Consider the following 26,195-nt stretch of genomic DNA (forward strand, 5'->3'; position numbering starts at 1 on the left):
CGAGGCGACAATGCGATGAACGAAGGCTTGACAGTACGCTATTATCCGATGATGGAATATGGGGAAGCCTGGGATTTGCAGAAACGGCTCATTAAAGAGATGGATGCGCAGCAGCAGGGAGAACACCTGCTGCTGTTGCAGCATCCGCCGACCTATACGATTGGCTCCCAGAACCATCCTGAGCATTTGCTTCTTAGCCCTGAGCAGCTGCAGGAGCGGGGCATTGCCGTGTTTGAAATCGATCGCGGGGGAGATATTACATATCATGGCCCCGGGCAGCTTGTTGGCTATCCGCTGCTTCGGTTAGAGGCCGGGCGTGGGCTGGATTTGCATGGTTACCTGCGTCAGCTGGAGCAGGTGATCATCGATTATTTGGCGGAGTTTGGCATCGAAGGCTCACGTAAACCGGAGTACACCGGGGTGTGGGTTGGCGACGTGAAAATTTGCGCGATTGGCGTAAAGTTCAACAAATGCAGGCATCATCGAGGTTTTATTACCAGTCACGGGTTTGCTTTTAATGTGAAGTCCGGCATTCAAGAGGAAGGCTTTCGCGGAATCATTCCTTGCGGGATTCAAGAATACGGGGTGACCTCGTTGGAAGACGTGACCGGCCGCTCATTTACGGTTGAGCAAGTCGCGAAGGAGATCGTACCGAAGTTTAACGTGGTATTTGGGCGTTTGGGGGCTTGGGTCGAGGCCTAATCCGCCCCCAAAGCGGGCTGATTATCGAATGAAGAAGGGCTCAAGGAAAGCGATCAGCGTTGAAGCCAGCATGGCAAACAACATCAAATATACGACGAATCTCATCCGATTTTTACGCATAGTGGTAACTCCTTTGACTTAAACGTATATTATTCTCACTCTTATTATCGTATCGAAGAAAGCGGGGAAAGTCCAATGATTAACGAGGAACGCCTCATCGGACAATTTCTGGAGCTGGTGCAGATTGACAGCGAAACGAAGCATGAGCGCCAAATTGCCGATGTGTTAAAACGGAAATTCAGCGAATTGGGACTGGACGTTGTGGAGGACGGTTCGCAGGCAGTGACGGGACATGGCGCCGGGAACCTGATCGCCACGTTAAAAGCCAGTGAAGGCGTGTCCGCTGAACCCTTCCTGTTCACCTGCCACATGGATACCGTCACCCCAGGCAAGGGGATTAAACCGGTTGTTGGGGAGGACGGATGGATTCGCAGCGACGGCACGACGATCCTCGGAGCGGACGACAAAGCGGGTGTGGCGGTGCTGCTGGAGCTGATTCAAGTCCTGCAGGAGAAGCAAATTCCGCACGGTCAAATCCAGTTTGTCATCTCGGCTGGCGAGGAATCGAGCCTGCGCGGAGCGCGGGCGCTGGAGGCGCAGTATGTCGATTCGAAGTTCGGGTTCGCGATTGACACCGGCGGTGAAGTGGGCACGATTTGTGTTGGCGCACCCACGCAGGCACGGGTTGAAATCGAGATCTACGGCAAAGCGGCCCATGCCGGGGTCAATCCGGAAGACGGCATCAGTGCCATTCAGGTAGCCGGCAAGGCGCTGGCTCGTATGAAGCTCGGGCGTATTGACTCGGAGACAACCGCCAACATCGGCAAGTTTGAAGGCGGCGGCGCGACGAACATCGTTCCGGATCACGTCATTTTATATGGCGAAGCGCGTAGCATGTCCCAGGAGAAGGTCGATAAGCAGCTGCAGGACATGAAAGAAGCGGTGGAATCCGCATGCCGCGACTTTGGAGCCAAGGGGGAATTCCGCAGTGAGGTGCTGTACCGAGCGTTCCGGATCCCGGAGGAGGCTCCCGTTCTGCGGATCGCTAAGCAAGCGGCGGCTGCGCTCGGACTTGCGGGAACGACGTTTACGACGGGCGGCGGCAGCGACGCGAACATCTTTAACAGCCTGGGGATTCCAACGGTGAATCTGGCGATCGGCTATGAGGACATCCATACAACCAATGAAAGAATCAAGAAGGACGATCTCGTCAAAACTGCGCAGTTTGCGCTGGAGATCGTTCGTCAATCGGTATCCTCTTCTTGATCCCTTAAGGATGTCAGAATGCCCGGTGCGCTATTTCGCACCGGGCTTTTTTTGCAGGATGACGGCTGTTCCCCGGATTGGTTCGCATTAATGCAGTCGAGTAGACGGTTTGGCCGGGAAGTGACGAACCTGCGCAGGACTCCATTCGGTATGCCAGCCTGAAGCTTGAATTAAGTTCAAAGCTTGGTGGAAGTCGTCTAAATATTTGCAAATTTTCTCCTGCTCCGATTTAGGCGGGTGATACAGTTGGATTCGTCGCTCCAGATTGGCGATCGCCTGCTGCAAGTAACAGGAGGCTGCGCCGAAACGAGCTGCCGCGAAATCGGGATTCCGCTCGGCAAGCGCTTCAAAGATGGGAGCGGCTTCTTCGTATTGTCTCTCATCGTAGCAAATTTCCGCCCAAATCAGGCTTAGCTCCAAAAAGGGGGGAGTGGGCTCGCGAAGCAACCGAGGTTCGATCTGCAGTAGCCGTTCTTTGGCTAGTGCGACATAACCTTCTTTATATAAAGATTGGATCAGCTCGCTAAGCAAATAATTGTCCATCTGCCCCGCCAGCTGTTCAGCAACGTCAATCTGACCTGTGGATACGGCGTTCTGGATCATTTCTACGAGTTTTCCCATATTTTTAGGCTGTCCGGTAGGACTGCGCATAATTCACCCCCTCCTTTTATTAACCGGATTTCCCTTAATTGAATAACTATTTTGATAGGAATGAATCAAATCGGTGATTTTTACGTCACGTCCTGATTCTTTTTTCCATTGGGACAGCAGAAGGCGAATCTGCCAAGCTTTGCCCTGAGCGCGTACACGGTCTTCCGTGAAATAGCTTTTCATAAGGGGGCTCCTTTCCGAACGGTTTGGTATAATAACACCATATGTCCGGTGCGGACAAGTTATGTATGGTTGGAACGGTTGATGACTCGATTAAGGGAGGAAAAAGAAATGGCTTCCAACGATAAATTAAAGGAAACCACGGTTTCGACAGAGCCGGTCTTTCAGGGGAGAGTGATCTCCCTGCAAATTGATACCGTCAAGCTGCCGGACGGAACGACGGCAACCCGTGAAATTGTGAAGCATCCGGGTGCGGTCGCCGTGCTGGCGGTGCATGAGGGACGATTGCTGCTGGTGGACCAATATCGCCAGGCGATGGGCCGGTGTGAATTGGAGATTCCTGCGGGCAAATTGGAACTAGGGGAAGATCCTGCGGAAGCGGCGGTCCGTGAGCTGCAGGAGGAGACCGGGTATCGCTGCGATAAATTGACGCATTTGCACTCATTCTATACTTCGCCGGGGTTCGCAGATGAGATTATCCATCTCTATTTGGCCGAGCAGTTGAGTCCAGGAGAAATGTCGCCGGATGTTGACGAATTCCTTGAGGTTCAGGAAGTGACGCTGGAGGAGGCACTTGGCCTGATTGCGGAAGGGCGGATTGCGGATGCCAAAACGATTATGGCGGTGTATATTTGGCAGCTTAAGGATGCTCGCGCACAGGCAGAGGCAAGACCATGAGTTCGAGCTCCACAACAACCTCGGCCGCGCTTACGACCGTTTTCGCCGATTTGCATATTCACATCGGACGAACCGGGCGGGGGGAGCCGGTGAAGATTAGCGGCAGCCGTGATCTGACCTTCGCTGGAATCGCCAGGGAGGCTTCACAACGCAAGGGCATCGGGCTTGTTGGCATCATTGACTGTCATGCCCCCGGGGTACAGGAGGATATCGACCGGTGCCTGGAGCAGGGGGAGATGCAGGAACTGAAGGATGGCGGCATCACCTATCAGGGGACGACGATTTTGCTGGGCTGCGAGCTGGAAATCCGTGAACCGGGGATGGGGCCGGCGCATTTGCTTGCTTTTTTCCCGCACCTGGAGACGATTCGTGGCTTTACGGATTGGCTGAAGCCAAGGATGAAGAATGTTGGGCTAAGCTCGCAGCGCGTGTACGCTCCGGCGGTCACGCTGCAGGAGGAGGTGTATGCCCGCGGTGGTATGATCATTCCCGCCCATATTTTCACGCCGCATCGCAGCATTTACGGAAGCTGTGCCCCCCGGATGTCGGATGTGTTGGATCTTTCTCTAATTAGCGCGGTGGAGCTGGGGCTCAGCGCCGATACGGAGATGGCTGGATTGATCAGCGAGCTCGATCCTTTTCCGATCTTAACCAATTCCGACGCTCACTCGCTGGGCAAAATCGGGCGGGAATACAATGAGCTGCGGCTGAAGGAAGCGAGCTATCTTGAATTCGCTAAGGCGCTGCGGCGCGAGGAGGGGCGCCTAGTGGCCGGGAATTACGGGCTGAACCCCCGCCTTGGCAAATACCACCGGACCTACTGCAGCAACTGCAACTATATCATCGATGAGGCAGAAGCCAACGTGGAGCGATGTCCTTATTGCGGCAGCCCGAAGCTGGTGCGGGGTGTGCTTGACCGCATCCGCTCAATCGCAGATCGATCTGAGCCCAGCGTACCGCTTCATCGTCCGCCGTATCATTACCAGGTTCCCCTGGAGTTTATCCCCGGCCTTGGGCCGGCGAAATTAGAGCTGCTGCTGGAGCGGTTCGGCACGGAGATGAACATCCTGCATCATGTGCCGGAGGCGGAGCTGGCTGAAGCGGTGGGAGCGGAACTGGCCCAACTTATTGGCATGGCCCGCAGCGGTAGGCTCGAACTTAGCGCCGGAGGCGGCGGAATCTATGGCAAAGTGAAAAAGTCTTAATCTGCAGGTGGTGGTCCGGCAAGCGGCAGGCATAAGCGAGCAGGCTTGTTCATAGGGATAGGATAAGACCCTATAGAACAAGCTAGGAGGCAAAATTCGATGCTGCACCCCATTCGTCATACATTAAAAGACCAAACGCCGCTATATGTTTTTGTTTCCGTGCTGTTTTTAATGGGCGTCGTATTCGGCGCGCTGATGGTCAACGCATTAACGTTGGAACAACAACAGGATATCTCCCGGTATTTGGGTGATTTCTTTCTATCGATCAATGAAGGCGGGTTCGAGTTTCAGCCGATGATGTTCTGGCAAGTCGCTGCCTTGCATTTAAAATGGCTTGGCTTGATCTGGCTATTGGGATTATCCGTGATCGGACTCCCAGGGATCTTAATTCTCGATTTTCTAAAAGGGGTATTGATCGGCTTTACAGTTGGCTATCTGGTTGGCCAATATACCTGGAAGGGGCTGCTATTCGCCCTCGTGTCCGTAGCGCCGCACAATCTGATCGTGATTCCGGCCCTGCTGATCGCCAGCGTCGCAGCGGTGAGCTTCTCGCTCAACATCATTCGCTCGCGTGTGTTAATGAGCCGTCCCGGCCAAGCCACCCGGCCTTTCCTGTCGTATACAGGGCTGACGCTGGCCATGGCTGCGGTGCTACTCGCCATCTCTTCCTTCGAAACGTGGGTGACTCCGGTGATGATGAGCTGGGTTACGCCATTGATTGCTTGAATTCATGCTTGTGTAGGAAAATAAATCCCCCGCACCTGGCTGCTGGCCTAGTCGGGGGATATTCGTTTTTCCTAGCACGTTCTACTAAATTGTGACATCCTGGTGATGTGCCATCCTCAAGATTTTGCAATCTACCAAAATGTTTGACTTTGTTGAATATCTCCCCCTATAATGAAAGAAGTGGTCATGAACTTATTGGATGTGCGGCAAGGCTGGGGAGGGATAACATGGAAGCAAAGATCGAAAAAATCAAACAGCAGTTACAATCCCACGGTTACAAATTGACGCCCCAGCGGGAAGCCACGGTACGCGTTTTGCTCGAAAATGAAGACGATCATCTTAGTGCGGAAGATGTTTTCATGCTCGTCAAAGACAAGGCGCCGGAGATCGGCCTGGCCACGGTCTATCGAACATTGGAATTGCTCAGCGAGCTTCACGTTGTGGAGAAGATCAACTTCGGCGACGGTGTAGCCCGGTACGACTTGCGTACCGATACGACCAAACATCATCACCACCATTTGATCTGTGTTCAGTGTGGGGCAATGGATGAAATCCGCGAGGATTGGCTTGGACCGCTCGAGGAACGCTTGGAGAAGGAATTCAATTTTACGGTGCTGGATCACCGGTTGGATTTTCAAGGCATTTGTTACCGATGCAAGGACAAGAATAACGATTCGCCTGGAACAGACAATAAGAAATAACTTCGTTAAGCCGAGCTCTTTACGGCCCTGCCGTAGGGAGCTTTTTACGTTGCCTCGCACGAGGGGAAACGCGGCATAAGCCGCATAACCTATGAAGTCATTTCCGCATACTCCCTAGTCTCTCTCTATATACTTAATACATAGGGCGTCCTAGCAGATAATCGGGCGCCTCCACAAATGATAGAGAGGGTGGGGCTCATGGTCATCTCGCTTCGAAAATGGCTCAGAACAGGGAAATATTTGATCCTGTTTGTCGCACTTGCGTATACTTTTTATAAGGCGCTAGGACTGCTGGACGATTACCTATTTCGTGAGGACAAGTACCGCGTTCCCGAAGGCTCTGCGGTGAAAGTATTTTATGAAGGCGTACCCGGAAATAACATGATGGAGACCATGACGGAGAGGCTGAAATTATTTTTCTGGTATGGAGAGTAGTTCATTGTCAGGGGGAGCAGGGAAATTTCGCAGGGATGTGGAAATAGTAATCAAGGCGGATGGCTGAAGATATTGCATTTGATAACCAAGAAAGGAGGCGCAGCGCATGGAACGGGATGCGGCCTCTTTTATTTCGTTTTTGGCCGGGCAACGGGGATTAAGTGAAGCAACGCGGGAGTCCTATGCGCGGGATCTCAAGCAGTACATAAGCTATTTGCAATCGAAGCAGATCAGCGATTATCGCCAAGTGACCCGTGCGGGCATCTTGCTCTATTTCGCTTACTTGAAAGATCTCGGCAAGGCGCCGGCAACGATTCAACGCGTGTCTGTCACCCTTCGCGCTTTCTTTCGGTATTTACTGCAGGAACGGCGGATTGAGCAGGATCCCTTCATCATGCTGGAAATGCCCAAAGTCGAAAAAAAACCGCCGCAAACCCTCACCGTGGAGGAAACTGAACGGCTGCTGGAAGCCCCAAAGCCCGACACGCCGTTAGGCTTAAGGGACAAGGCCATGCTTGAGCTGCTCTATGCAACCGGCATCCGCGTATCCGAGCTGATCTCGCTGAACAAGGACGACGTGAACCTGGAGCTTCATTTTCTCCGCTGCACCGGGGAGCGGGGGAAGGAACGCATTCTTCCGTTTGGAGGAGTCACGGCGGAATGGCTTGATTTGTATTTAAGGGAAGGACGCAGCCATTTGATTCTGGATGAGAGGGAGAACCCGGCTCTTTTCCCGAACCGTCGGGGCGGGCGGATTAGCCGCCAAGGCTTCTGGAAGCTGATGAAGAAGTATGGCCAGGAAGCAGGGATTACGTCCGATATTACGCCGCATACGCTGCGCCATTCCTTCGCCGTTCATCTGCTGGAGCGGGGGGCGGACGTGAGATCGGTACAGGAGCTGCTGGGGCATTCTGATGCTTCCACGATTCAAATGTATGTAAGCCGTTCAAGGTCCAATCTGAAGACGGTCTACGACGCTTTTCATCCGCGGACGATGCGGGAGTCTATGGCGCCGGAAGCCGCACAAGAAGGGGACCCGAAGGATCGTCAGAATGGTTTTCCTTCTGGGAAGGGATAACTATAGCTGCATAGATCAAAGGAGTGATAGAAGATGGAAAATGGAAATCGTTTTAGAAAAATGACCGTCATCGTCCTCGACAGCGTGGGGATCGGCGAACTGCCAGACGCCAAAAAATTCGGTGACGAAGGTGCGCATACGCTGGGGCATATTTTGCAAACCGTACCGGGTACTAAGCTGCCTAACCTGCAAAAATTAGGACTGGGGAATATCGCGGAGCTGCCGAATCTGGATCCAGTGGACGAGCCGTTGGCTTACTTCGGTAAAATGGCTGAGATCTCTGCGGGCAAGGATACGATGACCGGCCACTGGGAGCTGATGGGTCTGAAGATCGAGACTCCGTTCCAAACATATCCCAAAGGCTTCCCGCGTGATTTGATCGCTCGCTTCGAGCAAGAAACGGGGCGTAAAATCATCGGCAACAAGCCGGCTTCCGGTACGGAAATTTTGGTGGAGCTCGGGGAAGAGCATATGAAAACCGGAAGCTGGATCGTGTACACCTCGGCGGACAGCGTATTTCAAATTGCGGCCCATGAAGAGATTATCCCGCTGCCGGAGCTGTACCGGGCTTGCGAAATCGCTCGTCGGCTGACGCTTGAGCCGGAGCATTCCGTTGGGCGCGTAATCGCCCGTCCGTTTATCGGTCAACCGGGCAACTTCCAGCGCACGCCAAACCGCCACGATTATGCGGTAAAACCGCCGGAACCAACAGTACTAAACGCGTTGAAAAATGCCGGCAAGGAAGTGGTAGCCATCGGGAAGATTGGCGATATTTTCTCCGGGGAAGGGATTACCGCTTCGTATCCAACGAAGAGCAACCAGCATGGGATCGAAGAAACGCTGCAGCGGATCGGCCAGGATTTCACCGGCATGCTGTTCACGAACCTGGTGGATTTCGACTCCTTGTACGGCCATCGTCGCGACCCGCAGGGCTACGCCCGTGCGTTGGAGGAGTTTGATGCGGCGGTACCGGATTTGTTGAAAAATGTGGGTGAGAACGACTTGCTGATCATTACGGCCGACCACGGCAACGATCCGATTCATGCCGGAACGGACCATACCCGCGAATACGTGCCGTTGCTTGTTTACGGGCCAAGCCTGAAAAAGCCGGGCAGCCTGGGCATCCGGGCAACGTATGCCGATTTGGCCGCGACGATCGCCGACAATTTCGGGGTGCATGCAACCGAGCACGGAAAGAGCTTCTTACACGAACTCGTTTAAGAGTAGAAGTTCAACTGTCATCTATAGCTTGTGAACCAGGAGGATTTTGATATGACGACGACATTAAACATTGGCATGATCCGGGAGGCAGCGGATTATATCCGTTCCCGGTCGACGCTTACGCCAAAGGTAGGATTAATTCTGGGCTCTGGATTGGGCGTATTGGCTGATCATATTGAGGAGCCGGTCAGCATCAGCTACCGCGATATCCCGTTCTTTCCGCAGTCGACGGTAGAAGGCCACGCGGGTGAACTGTTGATCGGGACGGTGCAAGGCACGCCGGTCGTGCTGATGAAAGGCCGCTTCCACATGTACGAAGGATACGGGCCGGAAATGACTGCTTTCCCGGTACGGGTCATGAAGGAGCTGGGTGTTACAACGCTGCTGGTCACGAACGCGGCTGGTGGGGTGAACACGTCCTATGAGCCAGGGGATCTCATGCTGATCTCCGACCATCTGAATCTCACAGGCCGTAATCCGTTGGTAGGTCCAAACGACGAGGAGCTGGGACCGCGCTTCCCGGACATGTCCCAAGCGTACAGCCGCCGTCTGCGTGAGATCGCACGGAAGGTCGCTGCAAACAAAGGAGTGCCTCTGCAAGAGGGCGTCTATGCCGGCTTGCTGGGCCCAACCTATGAGACGCCTGCGGAAATCCGCATGCTGCGGACGCTTGGTGCTGACGCGGTAGGGATGTCCACCGTTTCGGAAACGATCGTCGCCCGCCATGCCGGCATCGAGGTGCTGGGGATTTCCTGCATCAGCAATATGGCGGCAGGTATTTTGGACCAGCCGTTGTCCCACCAGGAGGTTATGGAGACGACCGAGCGCGTGCGCGAGAAGTTTCTAAGCCTTGTATTGTCCATTATCCCGGAAATTGGCGAAGCTTAAGAAGAACGGAGGCAGGGAGCGATGAGAGCGGTAGATCTGATCCGTAAAAAAAGGGACGGCCAGGAGCTGACGAGCGAGGAAATTGGCTTTTTGGTCAAAGGGTACAGCGAGGGGCAGATCCCCGACTACCAAATGTCCGCATGGGCGATGGCCGTTTATTATCAAGGGATGAGCGCCCGGGAGACGGCCGACCTGACGATGGCGATGGCCGGTTCCGGGGATACGATTGACCTCGGCTCCATCCGTGGCATTAAGGTCGACAAGCATTCGACTGGCGGGGTTGGCGATAAAACAACCGTCGTATTGGGCCCGCTCGTGGCGGCTGCCGGCGTGCCGGTCGCGAAGATGTCCGGCCGGGGGCTGGGGCATACCGGCGGGACGATCGACAAGCTGGAAGCGATCTCGGGATTCTCTGTAGAGCTTACGAAGGAGCAATTTTTCCGCCAGGTGAACGAAATTGGCCTCGCGGTCGTCGGCCAAAGCGGCAATATGACACCAGCCGACAAGAAGCTGTATGCGCTGCGGGATGTCACCGCGACGGTGGATTCCATCCCGCTGATCGCCAGCAGCGTCATGAGCAAGAAGATCGCCGCCGGCGCAGATGCCATTGTGCTGGACGTCAAGACCGGCAGCGGCGCGTTCATGAAGACGCTGGAGGACTCGATCCGTCTGGCCAAGGCCATGGTTGATATCGGCACGCAGGTTGGCCGCCGCACGGTTGCCGTGATCAGCGACATGGACCAACCGCTCGGTCACGCGATCGGCAATGCGCTGGAGATCAAGGAAGCCGTCGCAACGCTGCGGGGGGAAGGCCCGGCCGATCTCGAGGAGGTCTGCCTGATCCTGGCGTCGCACATGCTGATTCTCGGCGGCAAGGCGTCGAGCGAGGAAGAGGCTAAAGCCATGCTGGTCGAACAGATCAACAGCGGGCAAGCGCTGGAGAAGCTGAAGCAAATGGTTGCGGCGCAAGGCGGAAACACGGAGCAGATCGACCATCCAGAGCTGCTGCCGGAAGCGGAGCTGAAGGTGGACGTGAAGGCGACCGCGGGCGGATTTGTTGAATCGATTCAGGCTGAGGAGATCGGCCTCGCCGCCATGATGCTTGGGGCGGGCCGGGAAACGAAGGAATCCGTCATCGACTTGGCTGCCGGCGTAGAGCTGCGCAAGAAAATCGGCGATCCGGTTGAGGCGGGCGAAACGCTGGCGGTGCTGCATCTGAACCGCAGCCATGAAGCAGGCCTCGCGGAGGCGGAGCGGCGCATTCTAAACGCTTACGGCATTTCCAGCACGAAGGTGCCGCGCCGGCCGCTGGTTTTTGCGCTGGTGACGCCGGACGGGATCAAGCGGTTCTGAGCGGTTCGGAATTTGCACCGGACAGCCGAAAGTTGCATGACGAAATAGCGGTATAAAATGGCCTTATTTTCGCTGAACGAAGGATTTATGGAGAAATAGAGGAATGGAATGGCCTTATTTTGGGCTGCAGACGATCAAACGGGGATATTTCCGCTTCCATCCGAAGAATAAGGGTAAAAAGTTCCTCTATTTGCGAATCAACGCCTCATATCAACAAAATAAGGCCTAAAACTTCCCTTATTCAAAGGGTTGTGGCATGTAACGCCAAGAAATCAAACGCCGAAAGGCGTTTTTTCTTTTGGTGCCAGGAATATTATTCCTCTTTCATGCCGATACTAGGTTAGCAGAATCCAGACTTATGTCTAGAAGGAGGATAAACCTTGAAAAGACGGATGTTGACCTGGTTTGCCGCGTTCGTATTGGCCGTATCGGTGTGGCCGACCTACACCAGTGCTAATCATGGCGGTCCGCATGACGGGGATGATGAAATCGCATTGGCGGAAAATGCGTTGTCCGCCGTCTTAATCGATGCCGATACCGGCACAGTAATTTACGAGAAGAAGAGTCATGAGAAGCTGCCACCTGCCAGCATCACCAAAATCATGACGATGTTGCTGACCATGGAGGCGATCGATAACGGCACGCTGAAGCTGACCGATAAGGTGACGACAAGCGAATATGCGGCATCGATGGGCGGCTCGCAGATCTTTCTGGAGCCGGGCGAAACGATGACTGTGGATGAGCTGTTGAAGGGCGTGGCTATGGCGTCTGGGAACGATGCGTCCGTGGCGCTTGCCGAGAAGATCGCCGGCTCGGAAAAAGCCTTCGTCAAAATGATGAACGAGCGAGCGCAGCAGCTGGGACTCAAGGATACGCATTTTGCGAACTGCAACGGCTTGCCGGTGGCGGACCATTATAGCTCAGCTTACGATATCGCCATTATGAGCCGGGAGCTGCTGAAGCATGAGGAGATTACGAAGTATACCGGGGCGTATCAGGATTATTTGCGCCAAGGCACCGAGAAGCCGTTCTGGCTCGTGAATACGAACAAACTCGTGCGCTTCTACAGCGGGGCAGACGGCCTGAAAACCGGCTATACCTCGGAAGCGAAGTTCTGCCTGGCCGCTACCGCAAAACGTGACGGACTTCGCCTGATCGCTGTAGTGCTGGGCGAGCCGAATACTAAAACGCGGAACAGCGAAGTCTCGGCGATGTTCGATTACGCCTTCTCGCAATACGCGTTGCTGCCGATTTATCAAGCCGGGGAAACGATTGGCAAGGTGAAGGTGCAGAAGGGGATGAGCGCCCAGTTGGAGCTGACCGCCGCCAAACCGCTGAATGTACTGGTCAAAAAGGGTGTGAAGCAAGACAGCATCACGCATAAGTTGATCGCACCAGAAAAGCTTGCAGCACCGATTAAAGCCGGTCAAACGATCGGCAAGCTGGTCGTCTATCAGGATGGCCGCACGTTGACAGAGTTCGAGCTGACCGCCCCTGCGGACATTGATAAAGCGGGCTGGTGGACATTGTTCAAGCGAACCGCGGCACACTTGTTTTTTGTAGATTCATAGGGCTTTTCTTCTAGTTTTGTCAGGCGGCAGGAATCCGGCCTGAGGTCGTAGAATTGTTGTGTTCATGTCTAGGGAGGAGAGTGAACAGGCGTGAATTTGCATGTGGAAATGGTAAGACACCGCGAGACATTAATTGTACGCTTGAGCGGGGAATTGGATCATCATACGGCGGACAACGTCCGCATGCGGATGGATGAAGAAATCGCCCGCGGGAACTGCCGCAATCTGGTGTTAAGCCTCAAAGAGCTGCAGTTTATGGATAGCTCCGGCATCGGCGTCATCCTCGGAAGATATAAGCTGATCAAGCAAAAGGGCGGGAAGATGGTCGTATGTGACGTCAACCCGCCGGTATATCGACTGCTGGAAATGTCGGGATTGTTTAAAATTATGTCCATCTTCGAAAACGAGGATCTGGCGCTGACGGAACTGGAGGTGGCCCTGTGAGTACCAACGCGAATCAAGCCGGGAATTTCATGAAACTTCAATTTGCCGCGAAGTCCGAAAATGAATCGTTTGCCCGGGTGACCGTCGCTGCCTTCGTTTCTCAGCTGGATCCTACGATGGATGAAATCACCGACTTGAAGACGGTGGTTTCGGAAGCGGTCACCAATTCCATCATCCACGGATATGACGGGAACCCGGAAGGGATTGTCACCATCTCTGCTTCCATTGAGGGCGATACGGTGACCTTGATCATCGAGGATCAAGGCCGAGGTATTGAGGATGTGGAATTGGCGAAGCAGCCGCTTTATACGTCGAAGCCGGAACTGGAGCGCTCGGGGATGGGCTTTACGATTATGGAAAATTTTATGGATGAATTCGATGTGACCAGCGAGATTGGCGGGGGCACGCGCATTCGGATGAAGAAGAGGATTGTATCCAAGAAAGCTTTATACAATTAGGGGTTGGAGCTATGGATGCCGAAGTGAAGCAAATCTCGAGAGAGTTTTTGGACGACACGGAAGTGAAACGGTTGATCGCCCTGAGTCAATCCGGGGACAACGCTGCTAGAGACCGGCTGGTGAACTGCAACATTCGACTTGTCTGGTCCGTCGTGCAGCGGTTTATGAATCGGGGATACGAACCCGAGGATTTGTTTCAAATCGGCTGTATCGGCCTGCTGAAGTCGGTGGACAAGTTTGATCTCAGCTATGATGTGAAGTTTTCTACGTATGCGGTGCCGATGATCATCGGGGAAATTCAGCGGTTCCTGCGCGATGACGGGACGCTGAAGGTCAGCCGTTCATTGAAGGAGATGGCGAACAAGGTTCGCAAGAAGAAGGATGAACTGTCCAAACAGCTGGGCCGGCTTCCAACCGTCAAGGAAGTTGCCGATGAGCTGGGTGTTACACCCGAGGATGTCGTGTTTGCCCAAGAGGCGAACAAACCGCCGGCATCCATTCACGAAACCGTATTTGAAAATGATGGCGATCCGATCACACTGATGGATCAAATTGCTGACGAGACCCAGGAGCGCTGGTTCGACAAGCTGGCACTACATGAAGCGATCGACGGCTTAACCGACCGGGAACGTCTTATCGTGTACCTTAGGTACTATCGCGACCAGACCCAATCAGAGGTGGCGACCCGGCTTGGGATATCCCAGGTTCAGGTGTCCAGGCTCGAGAAAAAAATATTACAAAGCATTCGCGATCAGATCGCGCAATGAAAGGGCAAGCCCTTCGGACAGCGTCAGCCTTCAACGGCGCGCTGAACCGAGGGGCTTGTGTATTGATACAGACCGCGCTTAAACATAATGCTGGAGCACTACTCCACCGTAAATGAACGCCGCTACGATGACAATGGCTGGATGGATTTTACGGCGCTCCATTGCCCAGAACGCGATGGCTGCGATCACCAGCGTCTGCCAGATGCCGATCGTGCCCATGGGCTCCTTGGCCATCTGCCACGTGAGGGTGATCATCATAACCGCAATCACCGGCTGCACGAGCAAGGTCATCCCTTTGACGATGCTGGATTGGCGGTATTTGGCAAGCAGGCGCAGCAGCAGGATAAGGCCGGCCGCCGAGGGCAGCACGGTGCCCAGCAGCGCAAGTCCAAGGCCGATCCAACCGCCGACCTCAAAGCCTACGTAGGCGGCGATTTTGGTGGCGATGGGGCCTGGTAAGGCGTTGCCGAGGGCAAGCATATTGGAAAATTCCGCATCCGACAGCCAATGATAGTGGGGCACGATCTCCTGGTACATTAACGGAATGGAGGAGGGGCCTCCGCCATAGCCCAGCAAATTGGCGATCAGGAAGCCAAGCAGCAAGTTCAGCCAATCGATCATGGGCCATCTCCTTCCCCGTCCGGTCGCTTACGCTTGCTGCGGAAGCGCGCCATCGCTCGGTAATGTACGGCACCGTAGCCAAGGAACAACACAATCACGAGCGCTGGATGAACTTGCAAGACCACCAGCAGCAATAGGGCCAGGAGCATGAACAGGATACCGGAGATGACGCCGAGCCCTTTGATTCCTTTTTTCGCAAATTCATAAGCCATGACTCCGAGCATAACGGCGATCACAGGCGAGACAGCCGCGATCATCCCTTTCACGACGCGAGACCCAGCTAGAAGATTCACAGCTGAGAGCAGCAGGAGCATCGCCAGGACACTGGGGAAGATGTGCATGATCACAGCATAGAACGCTCCCAGAACCCCTCTACGCTTATAGCCCAGGTAGGCGGCCATCTTCGTTGCGATGGGGCCGGGCAAGGCGTTGGCGATGGCGAGAATTTCGCCAAACTCTTCATCGCCAAGCCACTGATAACGCTTGACGGCATCGTGCCGGATCAAGGGGATGACGGAAGGTCCGCCACCGTAACCTAACACGCCGGTTCTAACCATGGATACGCCCAGGTCCAAATAATCTTTAAGATGAGGTTTCAAGCGGTTCCCTCCTTTGTTCTTAAGTTACCCGACTTCGCCCAATCCTAGAATAACCAGTCAACCCTATTATAGGGGGAAGGAGAGGGAAGCGGCGAAAAAATGTGCATCGTGAGGCAGGTGCATCAATGCATCAATACGGTTCTGCGGTGATTGCATCCATGTACGATGGTTGTCGCATCCTATATAATAAAGAGCGTTGATATCAATACCAAAATTGGAAGCAAGGGAGATACCAGAACATGAGTGTACATATCGCAGCGAAACCGGGAGAAATCGCCGAAACGATCCTGCTGCCTGGAGATCCGCTCCGGGCTAAATTTATCGCCGAGACGTATTTGAGCGACGTCATCTGTTATAACGAAGTGCGCGGCATGCTTGGCTTTACCGGAACGTATCAAGGAAAACGAATTTCCGTTCAAGGGACCGGCATGGGCATCCCATCGATCTCAATCTATGTGAATGAGCTGTTGAAGGAATACGGTGTCAAAAATCTGATCCGCGTGGGAACATGCGGCGGCATGCAGCCGCATGTACATGTGCGTGACGTGATTTTGGCTCAAGCTTCTTGTACCGATTCCAGCATGAACCGCCATGTCTTTAGCGGTTACGACTTTGCGCCGATTGCGAACTTCGAGCTGCTGAAGGCAGCATATGAGCGCGGTGTGGAGAAAGGGTTGAAGCTGCATGTCGGTAACATTTTCAGCTCGGATATGTTCTATCGCGACGATACAAGCGTAACTCAGCTGCTGATGAAATACGGCGTGTTAGGCGTTGAAATGGAAACCACGGCCCTCTACACCTTGGCTGCCAAATACGGCGTGAAGGCGTTGACGATTCTAACCGTCAGCGACCATCTGCTGACGGGAGAGGAGACGACGGCGGAGGAACGGCAAACGACGTTTAAGCAAATGATGGAAGTGGCTCTGGATACGGCAGCATCGCTGTAATCCCAGAACCATCGAATTAAGCATGGGAACGGATGCGTGAGCATACGTCCCATGCTTTTTTTGCGTGCAAAGAGTAAGAGTAAAGCCTCTCCTCCCTTGGCATACTATGGGCAATACGCTAGTGGAAGGGTGGTCAGCATGGAGAAAGAGTCTGCGTCCATCGTCTATTTGCGTCTGCGCAAGCAAGTCGGGCTTCCCGCTGGGGCGCCGATTCGGCTGCGGGACGTAGCCCGTGTGCTGGCAGAGCCGGAGCTGGAGGGCAAGCTGCTGGAGCTGGAGTTGGACCGGCCGGAGCAACGGGATGGGAATCTGATCGTGATTGATACGCTGCGGGTCATTTCGGCGATTCAATCGAAGTTTCCCGGGCTGCGGATTGAGTTGCTTGGCGAGCCCCATGTACTCGTGGAAATGATCAAAGCCGAGAAGAAACCATCTTTGCTGCTGTTTGCCTTAGTTTGGCTGCTGCTCTTCTTCGGAGCGGCCTTGACCATCATGAACTTTCACGCCGACGTCAGCATGCCCGAGGTTCAGGTCCGAATCGTGGAGATGATCACGGGGGAGAAGGACGAGCATCCTTACCTGTTTCAAGGGGCCTATTCCGTAGGCATCGGTTTTGGGATGATCGTCTTCTTTAATCATTTATTTAAGAAAAAATGGAACGAGGAACCCACCCCGCTTGAAGTCGAAATGTTCCTCTACCAGGAGAACTTGAACCAATACGTCGTTGCCGAAGAGTTAAAGAAAATGCACCGTGCCGACTCGTCGGCGAAGCGAAACTGATGTCACCACTAGCTGCGGGGTTGGCGATCTTCCTAGGCCTGGCCGGCGGTGTGGCCATTGGCAGCGGCGTGATCGCTTTATTTATCGTGCTGGACATGATTCCGCGCCTAGCCCAGGTGACAAATTCCTATGACAAGGTGCATTGGTACGAAGGGGCGATGATCGCCGGAGCGGTGATTGGTACGGTAGCGGACTTCTGGGACTGGAAGGTGGCTGGGCCATGGCTGATTACCGGCATCGTTGGTTTGTTTAACGGCGTTTTTGTCGGGATGTTGGCGGCGGCTTTGACCGAGGTGCTGAACGTGCTTCCCATACTTGCCAAGAGACTGCATATGCAGCGATACCTGTTTGGCTTCTTGCTCGCGATGGTGTTTGGCAAAATGGCAGGCTCCCTGTTTGAGTGGTTTATTTACAGACCGTGATTTGAAGAAACGGAGGTAGATCTGGATGGAGCAAGATACGCAGGATATGATGCAGGACGGAATGGATCAGCCGCAGGCGATCCCGGATTTCGTACCTGAGGAAGAAGAAAATTTTCTGCAGGAGAATTATCCGGAAGAGGAAGCGATTCGACGAAAACGCGAATCGGAGCGGTCCGACAACGTTGAGGAGTCGGTGATCTATTGGCAGCAAAGCGATGCGATCAGCCGCAGTCTGACGACAACCAAGCATACGCTGAAGGAAGTCATCGGGGCGGGGGAGAGCTTTGACGTTGTATTCCGTGAAATGACTTATGGCGGCAAACGCACCTGCTTGGTCTTCATTAATGGATTTGCAAGCACCGAAGCCATGCAGGAGATCATTAAGCGGTTGACGTATTTGACGCCGGAGAATTTAACAACCGGAGCGCTCCGCTCCTTCTTCGAACTCTATATACCTCATGTTCAGGTAGAAAAAACAGAGAAGCTCAGCGATGCCATCAATAAAACGTTAGCCGGCATGAGCGTGCTGTTTATTGAAGGCGAGCAAACCGCGCTGATTATGGATACCCGGCAGTACCCAACTCGTAGTCCGGAGGAACCTTCGCTGGAGCGCGTCGTCCGCGGCTCGCGGGACGGATTCACGGAGACCTTGGTGACCAACATTACCTTGGTTCGCCGTCGGCTACGTGACCCGGGACTGAAGTTGGAAATGGTCAGCGTCGGCCGCCGGACCCGCACCGACGTCTGCATCGCCTACATCGATGATATCGTAGATAAGACGCAAGTCGATTCAATCCGAGAAAAAATTAAAGCCGTGAACATCGACGGGATACCTCTGGCGGACAAGCAGTTGGAGGAAGCGATCATTCACCGAGGATGGAATCCGTATCCGTTGGTACGCTACTCGGAACGTCCGGACGTCGTTGCTTCGCATTTGCTCGAAGGACGGGTTGTCGTGTTTGTGGATACATCGCCCAGCGTGATGATATTGCCGACGACCTTTTTTGATCTATGCCAGCATGCGGAGGAGAACCGGCAGACCCCATTCATGGGGACTTACCTGCGTTGGATCCGCTTCTTTGGGATTTTCGCCTCGCTCTTCCTGCTGCCAATTTGGCTGCTGATCGTCGTTCATCCGGAGTTCAAGCCGGCGGGGCTTGCCTTTATCGGGCCTCAGGAGCAGGGCAAAATCCCTCTCATCGCCCAATTCCTGTTAGTCGAGTTCGGCGTCGATCTGATGCGGATGGCGGCTGTGCACACGCCGACGCCGCTGGCATCAGCGATGGGCTTGATCGCTGCGATCCTGATCGGTGATATCGCCGTCCAGACGGGGCTGTTCGTCAACGAGGTTGTCCTTTATATGGCGGTAGCGGCCGTCGGGATGTTTGCAACGCCGAGCTATGAGTTGGGACTGGCCAATCGCGTCGTGCGGCTCGCTTTGCTTGTGGCCGTGGCGATTTTCGGCGCCGGCGGGCTGATTGTCGGGATCACCACATTTATCGTTTTGCTGACCCTGCGCCGCTCGAATAATTCGTCTTACATGTGGCCGTTCATACCTTTTAATGCAAAGGCGATGGCCGGGGTATTATTCCGCGTTCCGGTCATGACATCCAAGCAGAGACCGTCCTCCAACAAACCGCGCGACAACACGCGAATGCCGGGCAAAAAGTGAGGCTTAGGCTTGTTTAACAAATAACACAAATGATATTCCGAAAAATCCATTTTTCAGTTTCCCGGTTGTTTGCTATACTGGTGTAAAATTGTGAAAGTGGAGGACTGCATAGATGTATTTACACGGTACCAGCAAAATTAATGCAAAAGGCCATCTCGAAATCGGCGGCTGCGATACGGTCGAGCTGAAGCAAACCTACGGAACGCCGCTGTATATCGTAGATGAAGCCCTTGTGCGGCAAAGATGCCGTGAATATATGGATGCTTTCCGGGCATCGGGACTGTCTTTCCAGGTCGCCTATGCCAGCAAAGCATTCTGCGTCATGGCGATGTGCCGGCTGGCCGAGGAGGAGGGCTTGTCCCTGGATGTTGTCTCCGAAGGTGAATTGTATACGGCCCTTCAAGCGGGATTTCCTGCGCAGCGAATCCATTTTCATGGCAACAACAAGACGCCAGATGAATTGGAAATGGCGATTTCCGCCGGGATTGGCTGTTTCGTAGCTGACAACTTTACGGAGCTGCACATGCTGCAGGCGCTTGCCGCCGAGAAAGGCGTTACTGTCAATGTCCTGCTGCGCGTAACACCAGGGGTGGAAGCCCATACGCATGAATATATTTCAACCGGTCAGACGGACTCGAAGTTCGGGTTTGATATCGGCAACGGTTCGGCGTTGGAAGCCGTTGATTTGGCCAACCGCAGCCTGAATCTGCATTTGCTTGGCGTGCATTCGCATATCGGCTCGCAAATTTTTGAAGTGGAAGGGTTCCAGTTGGCGGTTGAGCGCGTCGCGGCTTTTGCTATGCAGGTGAAGGATCAGCTTGGTGTGATCTTCAAGGTGGTTAACCTGGGCGGCGGCTTTGGCATTCGTTATACGGAAGGCGACACACCGCTGAAGGTGTCCGATTATGTTGGAGCGATTACGGATGCAGTGAAACGGGAGTTCGCTGATTATCCGCAGCTTCCGGAAATCTGGGTTGAACCGGGCCGGAGCATCGTAGGTGATGCTGGCACGACGCTGTATACGGTAGGTACAAGCAAGGATATCCCTGGCGTACGTAAATACGTGGCCGTTGATGGCGGAATGACGGACAACCCACGTCCGGCGCTGTACGGGTCGAAATATGAGGCGATGCTGGCTAACCGCGCCAACGATGCCAATGAAGAGACCGTGTCGATTGCCGGTAAATGCTGCGAAAGCGGCGATATGTTGATTTGGGACGTAGAGCTGCCGAAGGTGAACAGCGGCGATCTGCTCGCCGTATCCTGCACCGGTGCGTACAACTACGCGATGGCCAGCAACTACAACCGGATCCGTCGTCCGGCGGTCGTGTTCGTGCAAGACGGCCGCAGCGATCTTGTCGTGAAGCGCGAGTCGTTGCAGGATCTGGTCGCATGTGACGTGATTCCAGAACGGATCGCGAAGCAGCCATCGCTGAAATAGGCAGGAGCGATTGAAGCAACAAGGCCTGAGAGGGAGCGTGTATTCGTTCCCTGTTTGGCCTTGTTTTGCTTGTACGCGGATTTTCTAGTAAACTGTAAGAGGTTTGTCCCAGACGTTCATATAGAAGGGTGTGTACATTGATATGAAAAAAGGTAAAATCGTTTTGGAAAAAGGCGGAGAAGTCGAAATTCAGTTCCTGCCTGAGGAAGCTCCTGGAACGGTCGCGAACTTTGAGAAGCTGGCCAACTCCGGATTTTATAACGGACTTACGTTTCATCGCGTGATTCCAGGGTTCGTCGCGCAAGGAGGTTGCCCGATCGGCAACGGTACAGGCGGCCCAGGTTACACCATCAAATGCGAAACAGATACCAACGTGACCAAGCATGAGCGCGGGGTATTGTCGATGGCCCATGCCGGCAAGGATACCGGCGGCAGCCAGTTCTTTATCGTCTATGAGCCGCAGCCGCATTTGAACGGAGTGCATACCGTTTTCGGTAAAGTGATTTCGGGTATGGAATACGTGGACCAAATTCGTCCTGGGGATAAAATGAAGGAAGTTACCGTTTGGGACGAAGCTTAATCAGCCAGTAAGTAAGAGGGCCCCGCAAATCCAAGTTGGTCTTGGCGCGGAGCCCCTTTTCATTGAATTAAGATTTTCTTTGGTGAGCGGCTTCGTCTTTGATCTCTTCGCGTAAGCCTTCGATAGCGTGCAGTCGTTTCTCGTTCTTCTCCTCGATTTGCTTCTTCTCCTGAGGGGAGATTTCGTCAGCATGTTCGCTGAGGTAATCTTGTCCTTCACGGAAATTCTTAATCGTGTTTTGGATGCTCCGTTGCAGCTTTTCCACATTGTCGGAGCGATTATCCGGTTTTGCCACGTTCATTCCTCCTGAGAATTGAATTTGTCATACGATATCGTTCTTAAGGTTAGCTCTTTAGGCCGGTTTTTATGCACATCTGCAAGTATCCGCTAGGTGGAGGTTCGCTGGCGTTGTGACAGGTGTGCTTGATTTTTTGCAAAATTAGTGCTAACATTCGTCTTGCAGTCATGCAAATTTAATATTTGGCAATCCTTCGGGGCAGGGTGAAATTCCCTACCGACGGTGATGGCTCATTGGACGCTCGTTCGATGAAGCACAAGTCCGTGACCCGCAGCGCTTACGTAAGCATGCGGCTGAGCCGGTGAGATTCCGGGACCGACAGTATAGTCTGGATGGGAGAAGGAAAACGCGAGAGCACGTACGTTATTTTATTTGCGAAGGTGTTCATACCTAAAGAGCTTCAAACGATCAAGTTCTATTTTTCACATATATACGATGGTGAAGAGTCTTGACGTTGCCAAGCTTTCGTTTTGGTCCATTTGTCGTCTTGTACGATCTCAGATTGTGTCGTGGCGACAGGGAGGAGACGAAGCTGCTCTTTTTGATATGCGTAAAACCACTCTCATTTCAACCCTGCCGGATTGCGGCAGGGTTGTTTTTGTATTCTTCGCTTCACGGATTGGTGTAAGGAGGACCGCGGATGAAGGTGATTGACGACGAATATTACATGGCTCTAGCGCTGGACATGGCGGAGCGCGCGCAGGGACAAACCGGGACCAATCCGGTCGTTGGTGCCGTTGTCGTGAAGGACGGGGCATTGGTTGGGCTGGGTACGCACTTGAAGCGGGGAACTCCGCATGCCGAGGTGCATGCCCTGAACATGGCCGGTTCCCAGGCAGAAGGCAGCACCGTTTATGTCACCTTGGAGCCCTGCAGCCATCACGGGTTAACGCCGCCTTGCGCAGAGCGCTTGATTCACGAGAAGGTGCAGCGCGTCGTAGTTGCCTGCGAAGATCCAAATCCGCTGGTCGCCGGCAAAGGCATTGAGCTGCTTCGCGCCGCCGGGATTGAGGTGGAAGTTGGTGTGCTGCGTGAACGGGCTTTGAAGCTGAATCGTCGCTTTATTAAGTTCATCACGACCGGCATGCCGTATGTGACGATCAAATCCGCCAGCACGCTGGATGGGAAGCTGGCGAGTCGGACGGGGGACAGCAAGTGGATCTCCAACGAGGGAGCAAGAGAAATCGTCCATACGATGCGGCATCGCCATCAGGCCATTATGGTAGGCGCCTCGACGATCCTCGCGGATGATCCGCAGCTGACTACCCGGTTATCCGTTCCGGGATTGTCGCCCATTCGCATCATCGCGGATTCGACGCTCCGCATTCCAGAGACGGCACAAGTCCTTCGGGATGGGCAAGCTCCCACATGGATTGTGACGACGGAACAGGCTGATCCAGACAAGGCAGCACGCCTCATCCACCTTGGGGCGGAAGTTCTCCGCTGCGGCAGCGGTCCGCAGGTTGATCTACGGAACGCGCTCGTTCAACTCGGACAGCGAGGGATTTCTTCTGTACTCGTAGAAGGAGGCGGACGTCTAAACGGTTCACTATTGGAGCAGCAGCTGGTGGATGAGATCGTGCTTTTCCTTGCTCCCAAGCTGATCGGAGGAGCTGAAGCTCCCTCGAGCTTTAGCTTTGCCGGGTATGATCTAATGCGGGATGCGGTGACCTTGCGCGACATGGAAGTCGAACAAATCGGGGATAATGTGTGCATCCGGGGAGTACCGGTCTGGGCGCAGGTGAAGGAGGGAGATCACTAATGTTTACAGGACTTGTGGAAGAAATCGGCACGATGAAATCGATCAGCCGCAAAGGGGAAGCGATGATTCTGAACATTTCGGCGAAGGTTGTGACGGAAGGCATCAAGCTAGGTGACAGCATTTCGGTGAACGGAGTCTGCTTGACAGCCACCTCGTTTGACGCTTCCTCCTTTACGGTAGACGTGATGCCGCAGACGTTCCGCAACACGAATCTAAAGGATTTGAAACCAGGCAGCCGTGTGAATCTGGAGCGAGCCATGGCGGCGAATGGACGGTTCGGCGGACATATCGTACAGGGACATGTCGACGGAGTCGGCACCATTGTCGGAACGAGCCAGGATCAGAATGCGGTCGTGTTTGAAATTCGTCCAAGTAAGCCTTCCTTATTCAAATACATTATTCCTAAAGGCTCCATCGCTGTAGACGGGATCAGCTTAACGGTGGTCGAAGCGGAAGGCGGGACGTTTACGGTATCCATCATCCCGCATACGTTAGCCGAGACGGTGCTCGCCTTCAAGCGGGCGGGAGATACGGTGAATCTGGAATGCGATGTGCTTGGAAAATACGTGGATCATCTCCTCAAGTACGGCAGAGGCGGTCAGGATACGGAAGAAGCGAGCGGCGCCGAATCGGGAATCAACCTCCCGTTTCTGGCTGCGAACGGGTTCGTTTAAATTTGATTTTAACGGAACGGAGAGCTCTGCGCTAAATAAGACCTCCTAGTTCCGTTAGCAGTGCAAATCTCCCAATGTGTTGAGGAATAACGTCTCAGAGTTCTGTTACATCAGACGATCAACATTTACTTTAAGGAGGGGAAAGTGATGAGTGACATTGTATTAGACCGGGTCGAAGAAGCGATTTACGAACTGATGCGGGGGAAGGTCATTATCGTCGTCGACGACGAAGACCGGGAGAATGAAGGAGATTTCGTGGCACTGGCTGAAAAGGCAACGCCCGAAGTGATCAACTTCATGATCACCCAAGGCCGCGGTCTGGTCTGCCTGCCGATTACGGCGGAACGGGCAGAGGAGTTGGATTTGCAGCCGATGGTGGCGCAAAATACGGATAATCATGGGACGGCCTTTACCGTCTCCATTGACCATAAAGATACAACGACGGGAATCTCGGCATATGAGCGTTCGTTGACGGTGAAGGCGATCATGGATCCCAACGCCAAGCCGTCGGACTTCCGCCGCCCAGGCCATATGTTCCCGCTGATCGCCAAGAAAGGCGGCGTGCTGCGCCGCGCCGGCCATACGGAAGCAGCAGTAGACCTGGCCCGGATGTGCGGTGCCTATCCAGCCGGCGTCATCTGCGAGGTCATCAAAGAAGATGGGACGATGGCCCGGCTGCCGGATTTGGTGGAGATCGCCAAAACCTATGATCTTAAACTGATCAGCGTCAAGGACCTGATCCATTACCGCAATGAGAAGGAGAAGCTGGTTAATCGCGAAGTGGAAGTGCGCATGCCAACCGATTACGGCGAATTCCGCGCCGTCGCTTATACGAACGACGTGGATAATAAAGAACACGTTGCGCTCGTCAAAGGTGAGATCAACGGCGATGAGCCGGTGCTGGTGCGGGTGCACTCCGAGTGCTTGACCGGGGATGTGTTCCACTCTCACCGCTGCGACTGCGGACCGCAGTTCGAAGCCGCACTGCGCCAGATTGAGGAAGCTGGCAAAGGCGTGCTGCTGTATATGCGCCAGGAGGGCCGCGGCATTGGCTTGGTTAACAAGCTGAAGGCCTACAAGCTGCAGGAGCAAGGCTTTGATACGGTGGATGCCAACCTGAAGCTTGGATTTCCGGCAGACCTGCGCGATTACGGAATTGGGGCGCAGATTCTCAAGGATCTGGGTGTCCGCAAAATTCGCTTGATGACCAACAATCCACGTAAAATCAAAGGCTTGGAGGGCTATGGCCTGGAGGTTGTCGAACGGGTACCTATCCAAATGAAAGAGAACGAGGATAACACCAAGTACTTGCATACCAAACAAGCGAAATTAGGGCATTTGCTCAAATTTGACGATGTGGAGCAGGATGAATCCTCCACTCGCGTTTAAAGGCGAAGCAAACTCCCTCTTAGCAATGATCTAACTCTACTAATAGAAAGGTTTGATGAATCATGGCAAACGTATTTGAAGGGCATTTAGTATCGGACGGGTTAAAATATGCGATCGTGGTCAGCCGCTTTAATGAATTTATTACAAGCAAGCTGCTTTCCGGCGCCTTGGATGCATTGAAACGGCATGGAGCCAAAGAGGAAGAAATTTATGTCGCCTGGGTACCGGGGGCATTTGAAATCCCGTTTGCGGCACAGAAGCTGGCGGAGAGCGGCAAATACGATGCAGTCATTACACTGGGTACGGTCATCCGCGGTTCCACCACTCATTATGATTATGTCTGCAACGAGGTTTCCAAAGGCGTTGCTGCCGTTGGCCTTAAAACCGGCGTGCCTACGATCTTTGGCGTCGTAACGACCGAAAATATCGAGCAGGCGATCGAACGTGCCGGAACGAAAGCCGGAAATAAAGGCTGGGATGCCGCACTGGCAGCTATCGAAATGGCGAACTTGACGAAACAGCTGCAATAATGCTTATCTTAATGTAGTACCCCTGAGCCGAAGGGGTACTACATTTTTCTTTTGCAACAAACCATTTTTAAGGTAAACTTATGTACATACATGTTT

31 protein-coding genes and 1 riboswitch are annotated in these 26,195 nt (G+C 53.7%); of the genes, 25 read left to right on the top strand and 6 right to left on the bottom strand.

Features of this window, described 5'->3' with window-relative positions:
* Positions 1-15 precede the first annotated feature (15 nt).
* Complete coding sequence (gene lipB, locus POTG_RS15635; protein WP_009225807.1) at positions 16-702, top strand: lipoyl(octanoyl) transferase LipB; 687 nt, start codon at positions 16-18, stop codon at positions 700-702.
* 21 nt (positions 703-723) lie between these two features.
* Here lipB and prli42 read toward each other — a convergent pair whose 3' ends face one another.
* A complete protein-coding gene (prli42, locus tag POTG_RS23455) occupies positions 724-822 on the bottom strand; it encodes a stressosome-associated protein Prli42 (RefSeq protein ID WP_085982549.1) in 99 nt (32 codons plus the stop codon).
* Between the two features lie 75 nt (positions 823-897).
* On the opposite strand from prli42, the gene POTG_RS15640 reads away from it, so the two are divergent.
* Positions 898-2,028, top strand: coding sequence for a M20/M25/M40 family metallo-hydrolase (locus POTG_RS15640; RefSeq protein WP_009225808.1), 1,131 nt, complete (start codon positions 898-900; stop codon positions 2,026-2,028).
* A gap of 87 nt (positions 2,029-2,115) precedes the next feature.
* Here the strand turns inward: POTG_RS15640 and POTG_RS15645 are convergent, their stop codons facing one another.
* Together POTG_RS15645 and mciZ are read right to left on the bottom strand one after the other, a co-directional pair.
* The gene (locus POTG_RS15645; RefSeq protein ID WP_009225809.1) at positions 2,116-2,679 is read right to left on the bottom strand and encodes a tetratricopeptide repeat protein; all 564 of its coding nucleotides are present in this window, start codon (positions 2,677-2,679) and stop codon (positions 2,116-2,118) included.
* A 3-nt stretch (positions 2,680-2,682) separates the two neighbouring features.
* Positions 2,683-2,862 carry a Z-ring formation inhibitor MciZ gene (gene mciZ, locus POTG_RS15650; RefSeq protein WP_009225810.1) on the bottom strand — a complete coding sequence of 60 codons (180 nt, stop codon included), beginning with the start codon at positions 2,860-2,862 and terminating at the stop codon, positions 2,683-2,685.
* A gap of 108 nt (positions 2,863-2,970) precedes the next feature.
* On the opposite strand from mciZ, the gene POTG_RS15655 reads away from it, so the two are divergent.
* The 13 genes from POTG_RS15655 to sigF all read left to right on the top strand — a co-directional run bounded on the left by POTG_RS15655 (position 2,971) and on the right by sigF (position 14,384).
* The gene (locus POTG_RS15655) at positions 2,971-3,537 is read left to right on the top strand and encodes an NUDIX hydrolase (protein ID WP_009225811.1); all 567 of its coding nucleotides are present in this window, start codon (positions 2,971-2,973) and stop codon (positions 3,535-3,537) included.
* On the top strand, positions 3,534-4,742 hold the full coding sequence (locus POTG_RS15660; RefSeq protein WP_009225812.1) for an endonuclease Q family protein: 1,209 nt from the start codon (positions 3,534-3,536) through the stop codon (positions 4,740-4,742). Before POTG_RS15655 ends, POTG_RS15660 begins: the two co-directional genes overlap by 4 nt.
* Positions 4,743-4,841: 99 nt before the next feature.
* Complete coding sequence (gene spoIIM / locus POTG_RS15665; protein WP_009225813.1) at positions 4,842-5,468, top strand: stage II sporulation protein M; 627 nt, start codon at positions 4,842-4,844, stop codon at positions 5,466-5,468.
* 227 nt (positions 5,469-5,695) lie between these two features.
* Entirely contained in the window at positions 5,696-6,169 is a 474-nt protein-coding gene (gene fur, locus POTG_RS15670) for a ferric iron uptake transcriptional regulator (protein WP_009225814.1), read from the top strand.
* A 177-nt stretch (positions 6,170-6,346) separates the two neighbouring features.
* Positions 6,347-6,604, top strand: a complete 258-nt coding sequence (locus POTG_RS15675; RefSeq protein WP_009225815.1) for a DUF4227 family protein — start codon at positions 6,347-6,349, stop codon at positions 6,602-6,604.
* 106 nt (positions 6,605-6,710) lie between these two features.
* On the top strand, positions 6,711-7,682 hold the full coding sequence (gene xerD, locus POTG_RS15680; RefSeq protein WP_009225816.1) for a site-specific tyrosine recombinase XerD: 972 nt from the start codon (positions 6,711-6,713) through the stop codon (positions 7,680-7,682).
* A gap of 33 nt (positions 7,683-7,715) precedes the next feature.
* Positions 7,716-8,903, top strand: coding sequence for a phosphopentomutase (gene deoB, locus POTG_RS15685; protein ID WP_009225817.1), 1,188 nt, complete (start codon positions 7,716-7,718; stop codon positions 8,901-8,903).
* Positions 8,904-8,954: 51 nt separating this feature from the next.
* Positions 8,955-9,791 carry a purine-nucleoside phosphorylase gene (locus tag POTG_RS15690; RefSeq protein WP_009225818.1) on the top strand — a complete coding sequence of 279 codons (837 nt, stop codon included), beginning with the start codon at positions 8,955-8,957 and terminating at the stop codon, positions 9,789-9,791.
* Positions 9,792-9,812: 21 nt separating this feature from the next.
* Complete coding sequence (locus POTG_RS15695; RefSeq protein WP_009225819.1) at positions 9,813-11,144, top strand: pyrimidine-nucleoside phosphorylase; 1,332 nt, start codon at positions 9,813-9,815, stop codon at positions 11,142-11,144.
* A 380-nt stretch (positions 11,145-11,524) separates the two neighbouring features.
* Positions 11,525-12,715 carry a D-alanyl-D-alanine carboxypeptidase family protein gene (locus POTG_RS15700; protein WP_009225820.1) on the top strand — a complete coding sequence of 397 codons (1,191 nt, stop codon included), beginning with the start codon at positions 11,525-11,527 and terminating at the stop codon, positions 12,713-12,715.
* Between the two features lie 90 nt (positions 12,716-12,805).
* Positions 12,806-13,159 carry an anti-sigma F factor antagonist gene (gene spoIIAA / locus POTG_RS15705; RefSeq protein WP_009225821.1) on the top strand — a complete coding sequence of 118 codons (354 nt, stop codon included), beginning with the start codon at positions 12,806-12,808 and terminating at the stop codon, positions 13,157-13,159.
* Positions 13,160-13,188: 29 nt separating this feature from the next.
* Positions 13,189-13,617 carry an anti-sigma F factor gene (spoIIAB, locus tag POTG_RS15710; RefSeq protein ID WP_036624713.1) on the top strand — a complete coding sequence of 143 codons (429 nt, stop codon included), beginning with the start codon at positions 13,189-13,191 and terminating at the stop codon, positions 13,615-13,617.
* An 11-nt stretch (positions 13,618-13,628) separates the two neighbouring features.
* The gene (sigF, locus tag POTG_RS15715; RefSeq protein WP_009225823.1) at positions 13,629-14,384 is read left to right on the top strand and encodes an RNA polymerase sporulation sigma factor SigF; all 756 of its coding nucleotides are present in this window, start codon (positions 13,629-13,631) and stop codon (positions 14,382-14,384) included.
* Positions 14,385-14,462: 78 nt separating this feature from the next.
* On the opposite strand, the gene POTG_RS15720 is transcribed toward sigF, so the two are convergent.
* Together POTG_RS15720 and POTG_RS15725 are read right to left on the bottom strand one after the other, a co-directional pair.
* Positions 14,463-15,005, bottom strand: coding sequence for a chromate transporter (locus tag POTG_RS15720; RefSeq protein ID WP_009225824.1), 543 nt, complete (start codon positions 15,003-15,005; stop codon positions 14,463-14,465).
* Positions 15,002-15,604 (bottom strand): chromate transporter, encoded by a 603-nt coding sequence (locus POTG_RS15725; RefSeq protein ID WP_009225825.1) that lies wholly within the window; start codon positions 15,602-15,604, stop codon positions 15,002-15,004. The genes POTG_RS15720 and POTG_RS15725 overlap by 4 nt, the downstream gene beginning before the upstream one ends.
* 239 nt (positions 15,605-15,843) lie before the next feature.
* Here POTG_RS15725 and deoD point away from each other — a divergent pair, with 239 nt between their 5' ends.
* From deoD to POTG_RS15755, 6 genes are all read left to right on the top strand, one after another.
* Positions 15,844-16,551, top strand: a complete 708-nt coding sequence (gene deoD, locus POTG_RS15730; RefSeq protein ID WP_009225826.1) for a purine-nucleoside phosphorylase — start codon at positions 15,844-15,846, stop codon at positions 16,549-16,551.
* Between the two features lie 138 nt (positions 16,552-16,689).
* Positions 16,690-17,331: a stage V sporulation protein AA gene (locus tag POTG_RS15735; protein WP_028538349.1), complete on the top strand. Its 642-nt coding sequence runs from the start codon at positions 16,690-16,692 to the stop codon at positions 17,329-17,331.
* On the top strand, positions 17,331-17,753 hold the full coding sequence (locus POTG_RS15740; protein ID WP_016311746.1) for a stage V sporulation protein AB: 423 nt from the start codon (positions 17,331-17,333) through the stop codon (positions 17,751-17,753). The genes POTG_RS15735 and POTG_RS15740 overlap by 1 nt, the downstream gene beginning before the upstream one ends.
* A gap of 46 nt (positions 17,754-17,799) precedes the next feature.
* Positions 17,800-19,425, top strand: a complete 1,626-nt coding sequence (locus POTG_RS15745; RefSeq protein WP_442852590.1) for a spore germination protein — start codon at positions 17,800-17,802, stop codon at positions 19,423-19,425.
* A 112-nt stretch (positions 19,426-19,537) separates the two neighbouring features.
* Positions 19,538-20,866, top strand: a complete 1,329-nt coding sequence (gene lysA, locus POTG_RS15750) for a diaminopimelate decarboxylase (protein WP_009225830.1) — start codon at positions 19,538-19,540, stop codon at positions 20,864-20,866.
* Positions 20,867-21,008: 142 nt separating this feature from the next.
* Positions 21,009-21,446, top strand: coding sequence for a peptidylprolyl isomerase (locus tag POTG_RS15755; RefSeq protein ID WP_009225831.1), 438 nt, complete (start codon positions 21,009-21,011; stop codon positions 21,444-21,446).
* Positions 21,447-21,513: 67 nt separating this feature from the next.
* Here the strand turns inward: POTG_RS15755 and tlp are convergent, their stop codons facing one another.
* Positions 21,514-21,741, bottom strand: coding sequence for a small acid-soluble spore protein Tlp (tlp, locus tag POTG_RS15760; RefSeq protein WP_009225832.1), 228 nt, complete (start codon positions 21,739-21,741; stop codon positions 21,514-21,516).
* A 188-nt stretch (positions 21,742-21,929) separates the two neighbouring features.
* A riboswitch (FMN riboswitch) is annotated at positions 21,930-22,092 on the top strand.
* A gap of 292 nt (positions 22,093-22,384) precedes the next feature.
* On the opposite strand from tlp, the gene ribD reads away from it, so the two are divergent.
* The 4 genes from ribD (at position 22,385) to ribH (ending at position 26,099) form a co-directional block, all read left to right on the top strand.
* A complete protein-coding gene (gene ribD, locus POTG_RS15765) occupies positions 22,385-23,506 on the top strand; it encodes a bifunctional diaminohydroxyphosphoribosylaminopyrimidine deaminase/5-amino-6-(5-phosphoribosylamino)uracil reductase RibD (protein WP_009225833.1) in 1,122 nt (373 codons plus the stop codon).
* The gene (gene ribE, locus POTG_RS15770; RefSeq protein ID WP_036645792.1) at positions 23,506-24,180 is read left to right on the top strand and encodes a riboflavin synthase; all 675 of its coding nucleotides are present in this window, start codon (positions 23,506-23,508) and stop codon (positions 24,178-24,180) included. The genes ribD and ribE overlap by 1 nt, the downstream gene beginning before the upstream one ends.
* 147 nt (positions 24,181-24,327) lie before the next feature.
* Positions 24,328-25,569: a bifunctional 3,4-dihydroxy-2-butanone-4-phosphate synthase/GTP cyclohydrolase II gene (locus POTG_RS15775; protein ID WP_009225835.1), complete on the top strand. Its 1,242-nt coding sequence runs from the start codon at positions 24,328-24,330 to the stop codon at positions 25,567-25,569.
* Positions 25,570-25,631: 62 nt separating this feature from the next.
* Complete coding sequence (gene ribH, locus POTG_RS15780; RefSeq protein WP_009225836.1) at positions 25,632-26,099, top strand: 6,7-dimethyl-8-ribityllumazine synthase; 468 nt, start codon at positions 25,632-25,634, stop codon at positions 26,097-26,099.
* Positions 26,100-26,195 lie beyond the last annotated feature (96 nt).

It is taken from the genome of Paenibacillus sp. oral taxon 786 str. D14 (assembly GCF_000159955.1).
Lineage (GTDB): Bacteria > Bacillota > Bacilli > Paenibacillales > Paenibacillaceae > Fontibacillus > Fontibacillus phoenicis.

Excerpts from the sequence above, each read along its gene's own strand:
- POTG_RS15720 (WP_009225824.1), bottom strand. The coding sequence starts at position 15,005 with ATGATCGATTGGCTGAACTTGCTGCTTGGCTTCCTGATCGCCAATTTG.
- deoB (WP_009225817.1), top strand. The coding sequence starts at position 7,716 with ATGGAAAATGGAAATCGTTTTAGAAAAATGACCGTCATCGTCCTCGAC.
- spoIIM (WP_009225813.1), top strand. The coding sequence starts at position 4,842 with ATGCTGCACCCCATTCGTCATACATTAAAAGACCAAACGCCGCTATAT.
- POTG_RS15690 (WP_009225818.1), top strand. The coding sequence starts at position 8,955 with ATGACGACGACATTAAACATTGGCATGATCCGGGAGGCAGCGGATTAT.
- ribD (WP_009225833.1), top strand. The coding sequence starts at position 22,385 with ATGAAGGTGATTGACGACGAATATTACATGGCTCTAGCGCTGGACATG.
- POTG_RS15660 (WP_009225812.1), top strand. The coding sequence starts at position 3,534 with ATGAGTTCGAGCTCCACAACAACCTCGGCCGCGCTTACGACCGTTTTC.
- POTG_RS15745 (WP_442852590.1), top strand. The coding sequence starts at position 17,800 with ATGATGCAGGACGGAATGGATCAGCCGCAGGCGATCCCGGATTTCGTA.
- POTG_RS15740 (WP_016311746.1), top strand. The coding sequence starts at position 17,331 with ATGTCACCACTAGCTGCGGGGTTGGCGATCTTCCTAGGCCTGGCCGGC.
- POTG_RS15735 (WP_028538349.1), top strand. The coding sequence starts at position 16,690 with ATGGAGAAAGAGTCTGCGTCCATCGTCTATTTGCGTCTGCGCAAGCAA.
- POTG_RS15645 (WP_009225809.1), bottom strand. The coding sequence starts at position 2,679 with ATGCGCAGTCCTACCGGACAGCCTAAAAATATGGGAAAACTCGTAGAA.
- prli42 (WP_085982549.1), bottom strand. The coding sequence starts at position 822 with ATGCGTAAAAATCGGATGAGATTCGTCGTATATTTGATGTTGTTTGCC.
- mciZ (WP_009225810.1), bottom strand. The coding sequence starts at position 2,862 with ATGAAAAGCTATTTCACGGAAGACCGTGTACGCGCTCAGGGCAAAGCT.
- lysA (WP_009225830.1), top strand. The coding sequence starts at position 19,538 with ATGTATTTACACGGTACCAGCAAAATTAATGCAAAAGGCCATCTCGAA.
- sigF (WP_009225823.1), top strand. The coding sequence starts at position 13,629 with ATGGATGCCGAAGTGAAGCAAATCTCGAGAGAGTTTTTGGACGACACG.
- ribH (WP_009225836.1), top strand. The coding sequence starts at position 25,632 with ATGGCAAACGTATTTGAAGGGCATTTAGTATCGGACGGGTTAAAATAT.
- fur (WP_009225814.1), top strand. The coding sequence starts at position 5,696 with ATGGAAGCAAAGATCGAAAAAATCAAACAGCAGTTACAATCCCACGGT.
- POTG_RS15655 (WP_009225811.1), top strand. The coding sequence starts at position 2,971 with ATGGCTTCCAACGATAAATTAAAGGAAACCACGGTTTCGACAGAGCCG.
- POTG_RS15675 (WP_009225815.1), top strand. The coding sequence starts at position 6,347 with ATGATAGAGAGGGTGGGGCTCATGGTCATCTCGCTTCGAAAATGGCTC.
- spoIIAB (WP_036624713.1), top strand. The coding sequence starts at position 13,189 with ATGAAACTTCAATTTGCCGCGAAGTCCGAAAATGAATCGTTTGCCCGG.
- ribE (WP_036645792.1), top strand. The coding sequence starts at position 23,506 with ATGTTTACAGGACTTGTGGAAGAAATCGGCACGATGAAATCGATCAGC.
- POTG_RS15755 (WP_009225831.1), top strand. The coding sequence starts at position 21,009 with ATGAAAAAAGGTAAAATCGTTTTGGAAAAAGGCGGAGAAGTCGAAATT.
- POTG_RS15640 (WP_009225808.1), top strand. The coding sequence starts at position 898 with ATGATTAACGAGGAACGCCTCATCGGACAATTTCTGGAGCTGGTGCAG.
- deoD (WP_009225826.1), top strand. The coding sequence starts at position 15,844 with ATGAGTGTACATATCGCAGCGAAACCGGGAGAAATCGCCGAAACGATC.
- lipB (WP_009225807.1), top strand. The coding sequence starts at position 16 with ATGAACGAAGGCTTGACAGTACGCTATTATCCGATGATGGAATATGGG.
- xerD (WP_009225816.1), top strand. The coding sequence starts at position 6,711 with ATGGAACGGGATGCGGCCTCTTTTATTTCGTTTTTGGCCGGGCAACGG.
- POTG_RS15775 (WP_009225835.1), top strand. The coding sequence starts at position 24,328 with ATGAGTGACATTGTATTAGACCGGGTCGAAGAAGCGATTTACGAACTG.
- POTG_RS15695 (WP_009225819.1), top strand. The coding sequence starts at position 9,813 with ATGAGAGCGGTAGATCTGATCCGTAAAAAAAGGGACGGCCAGGAGCTG.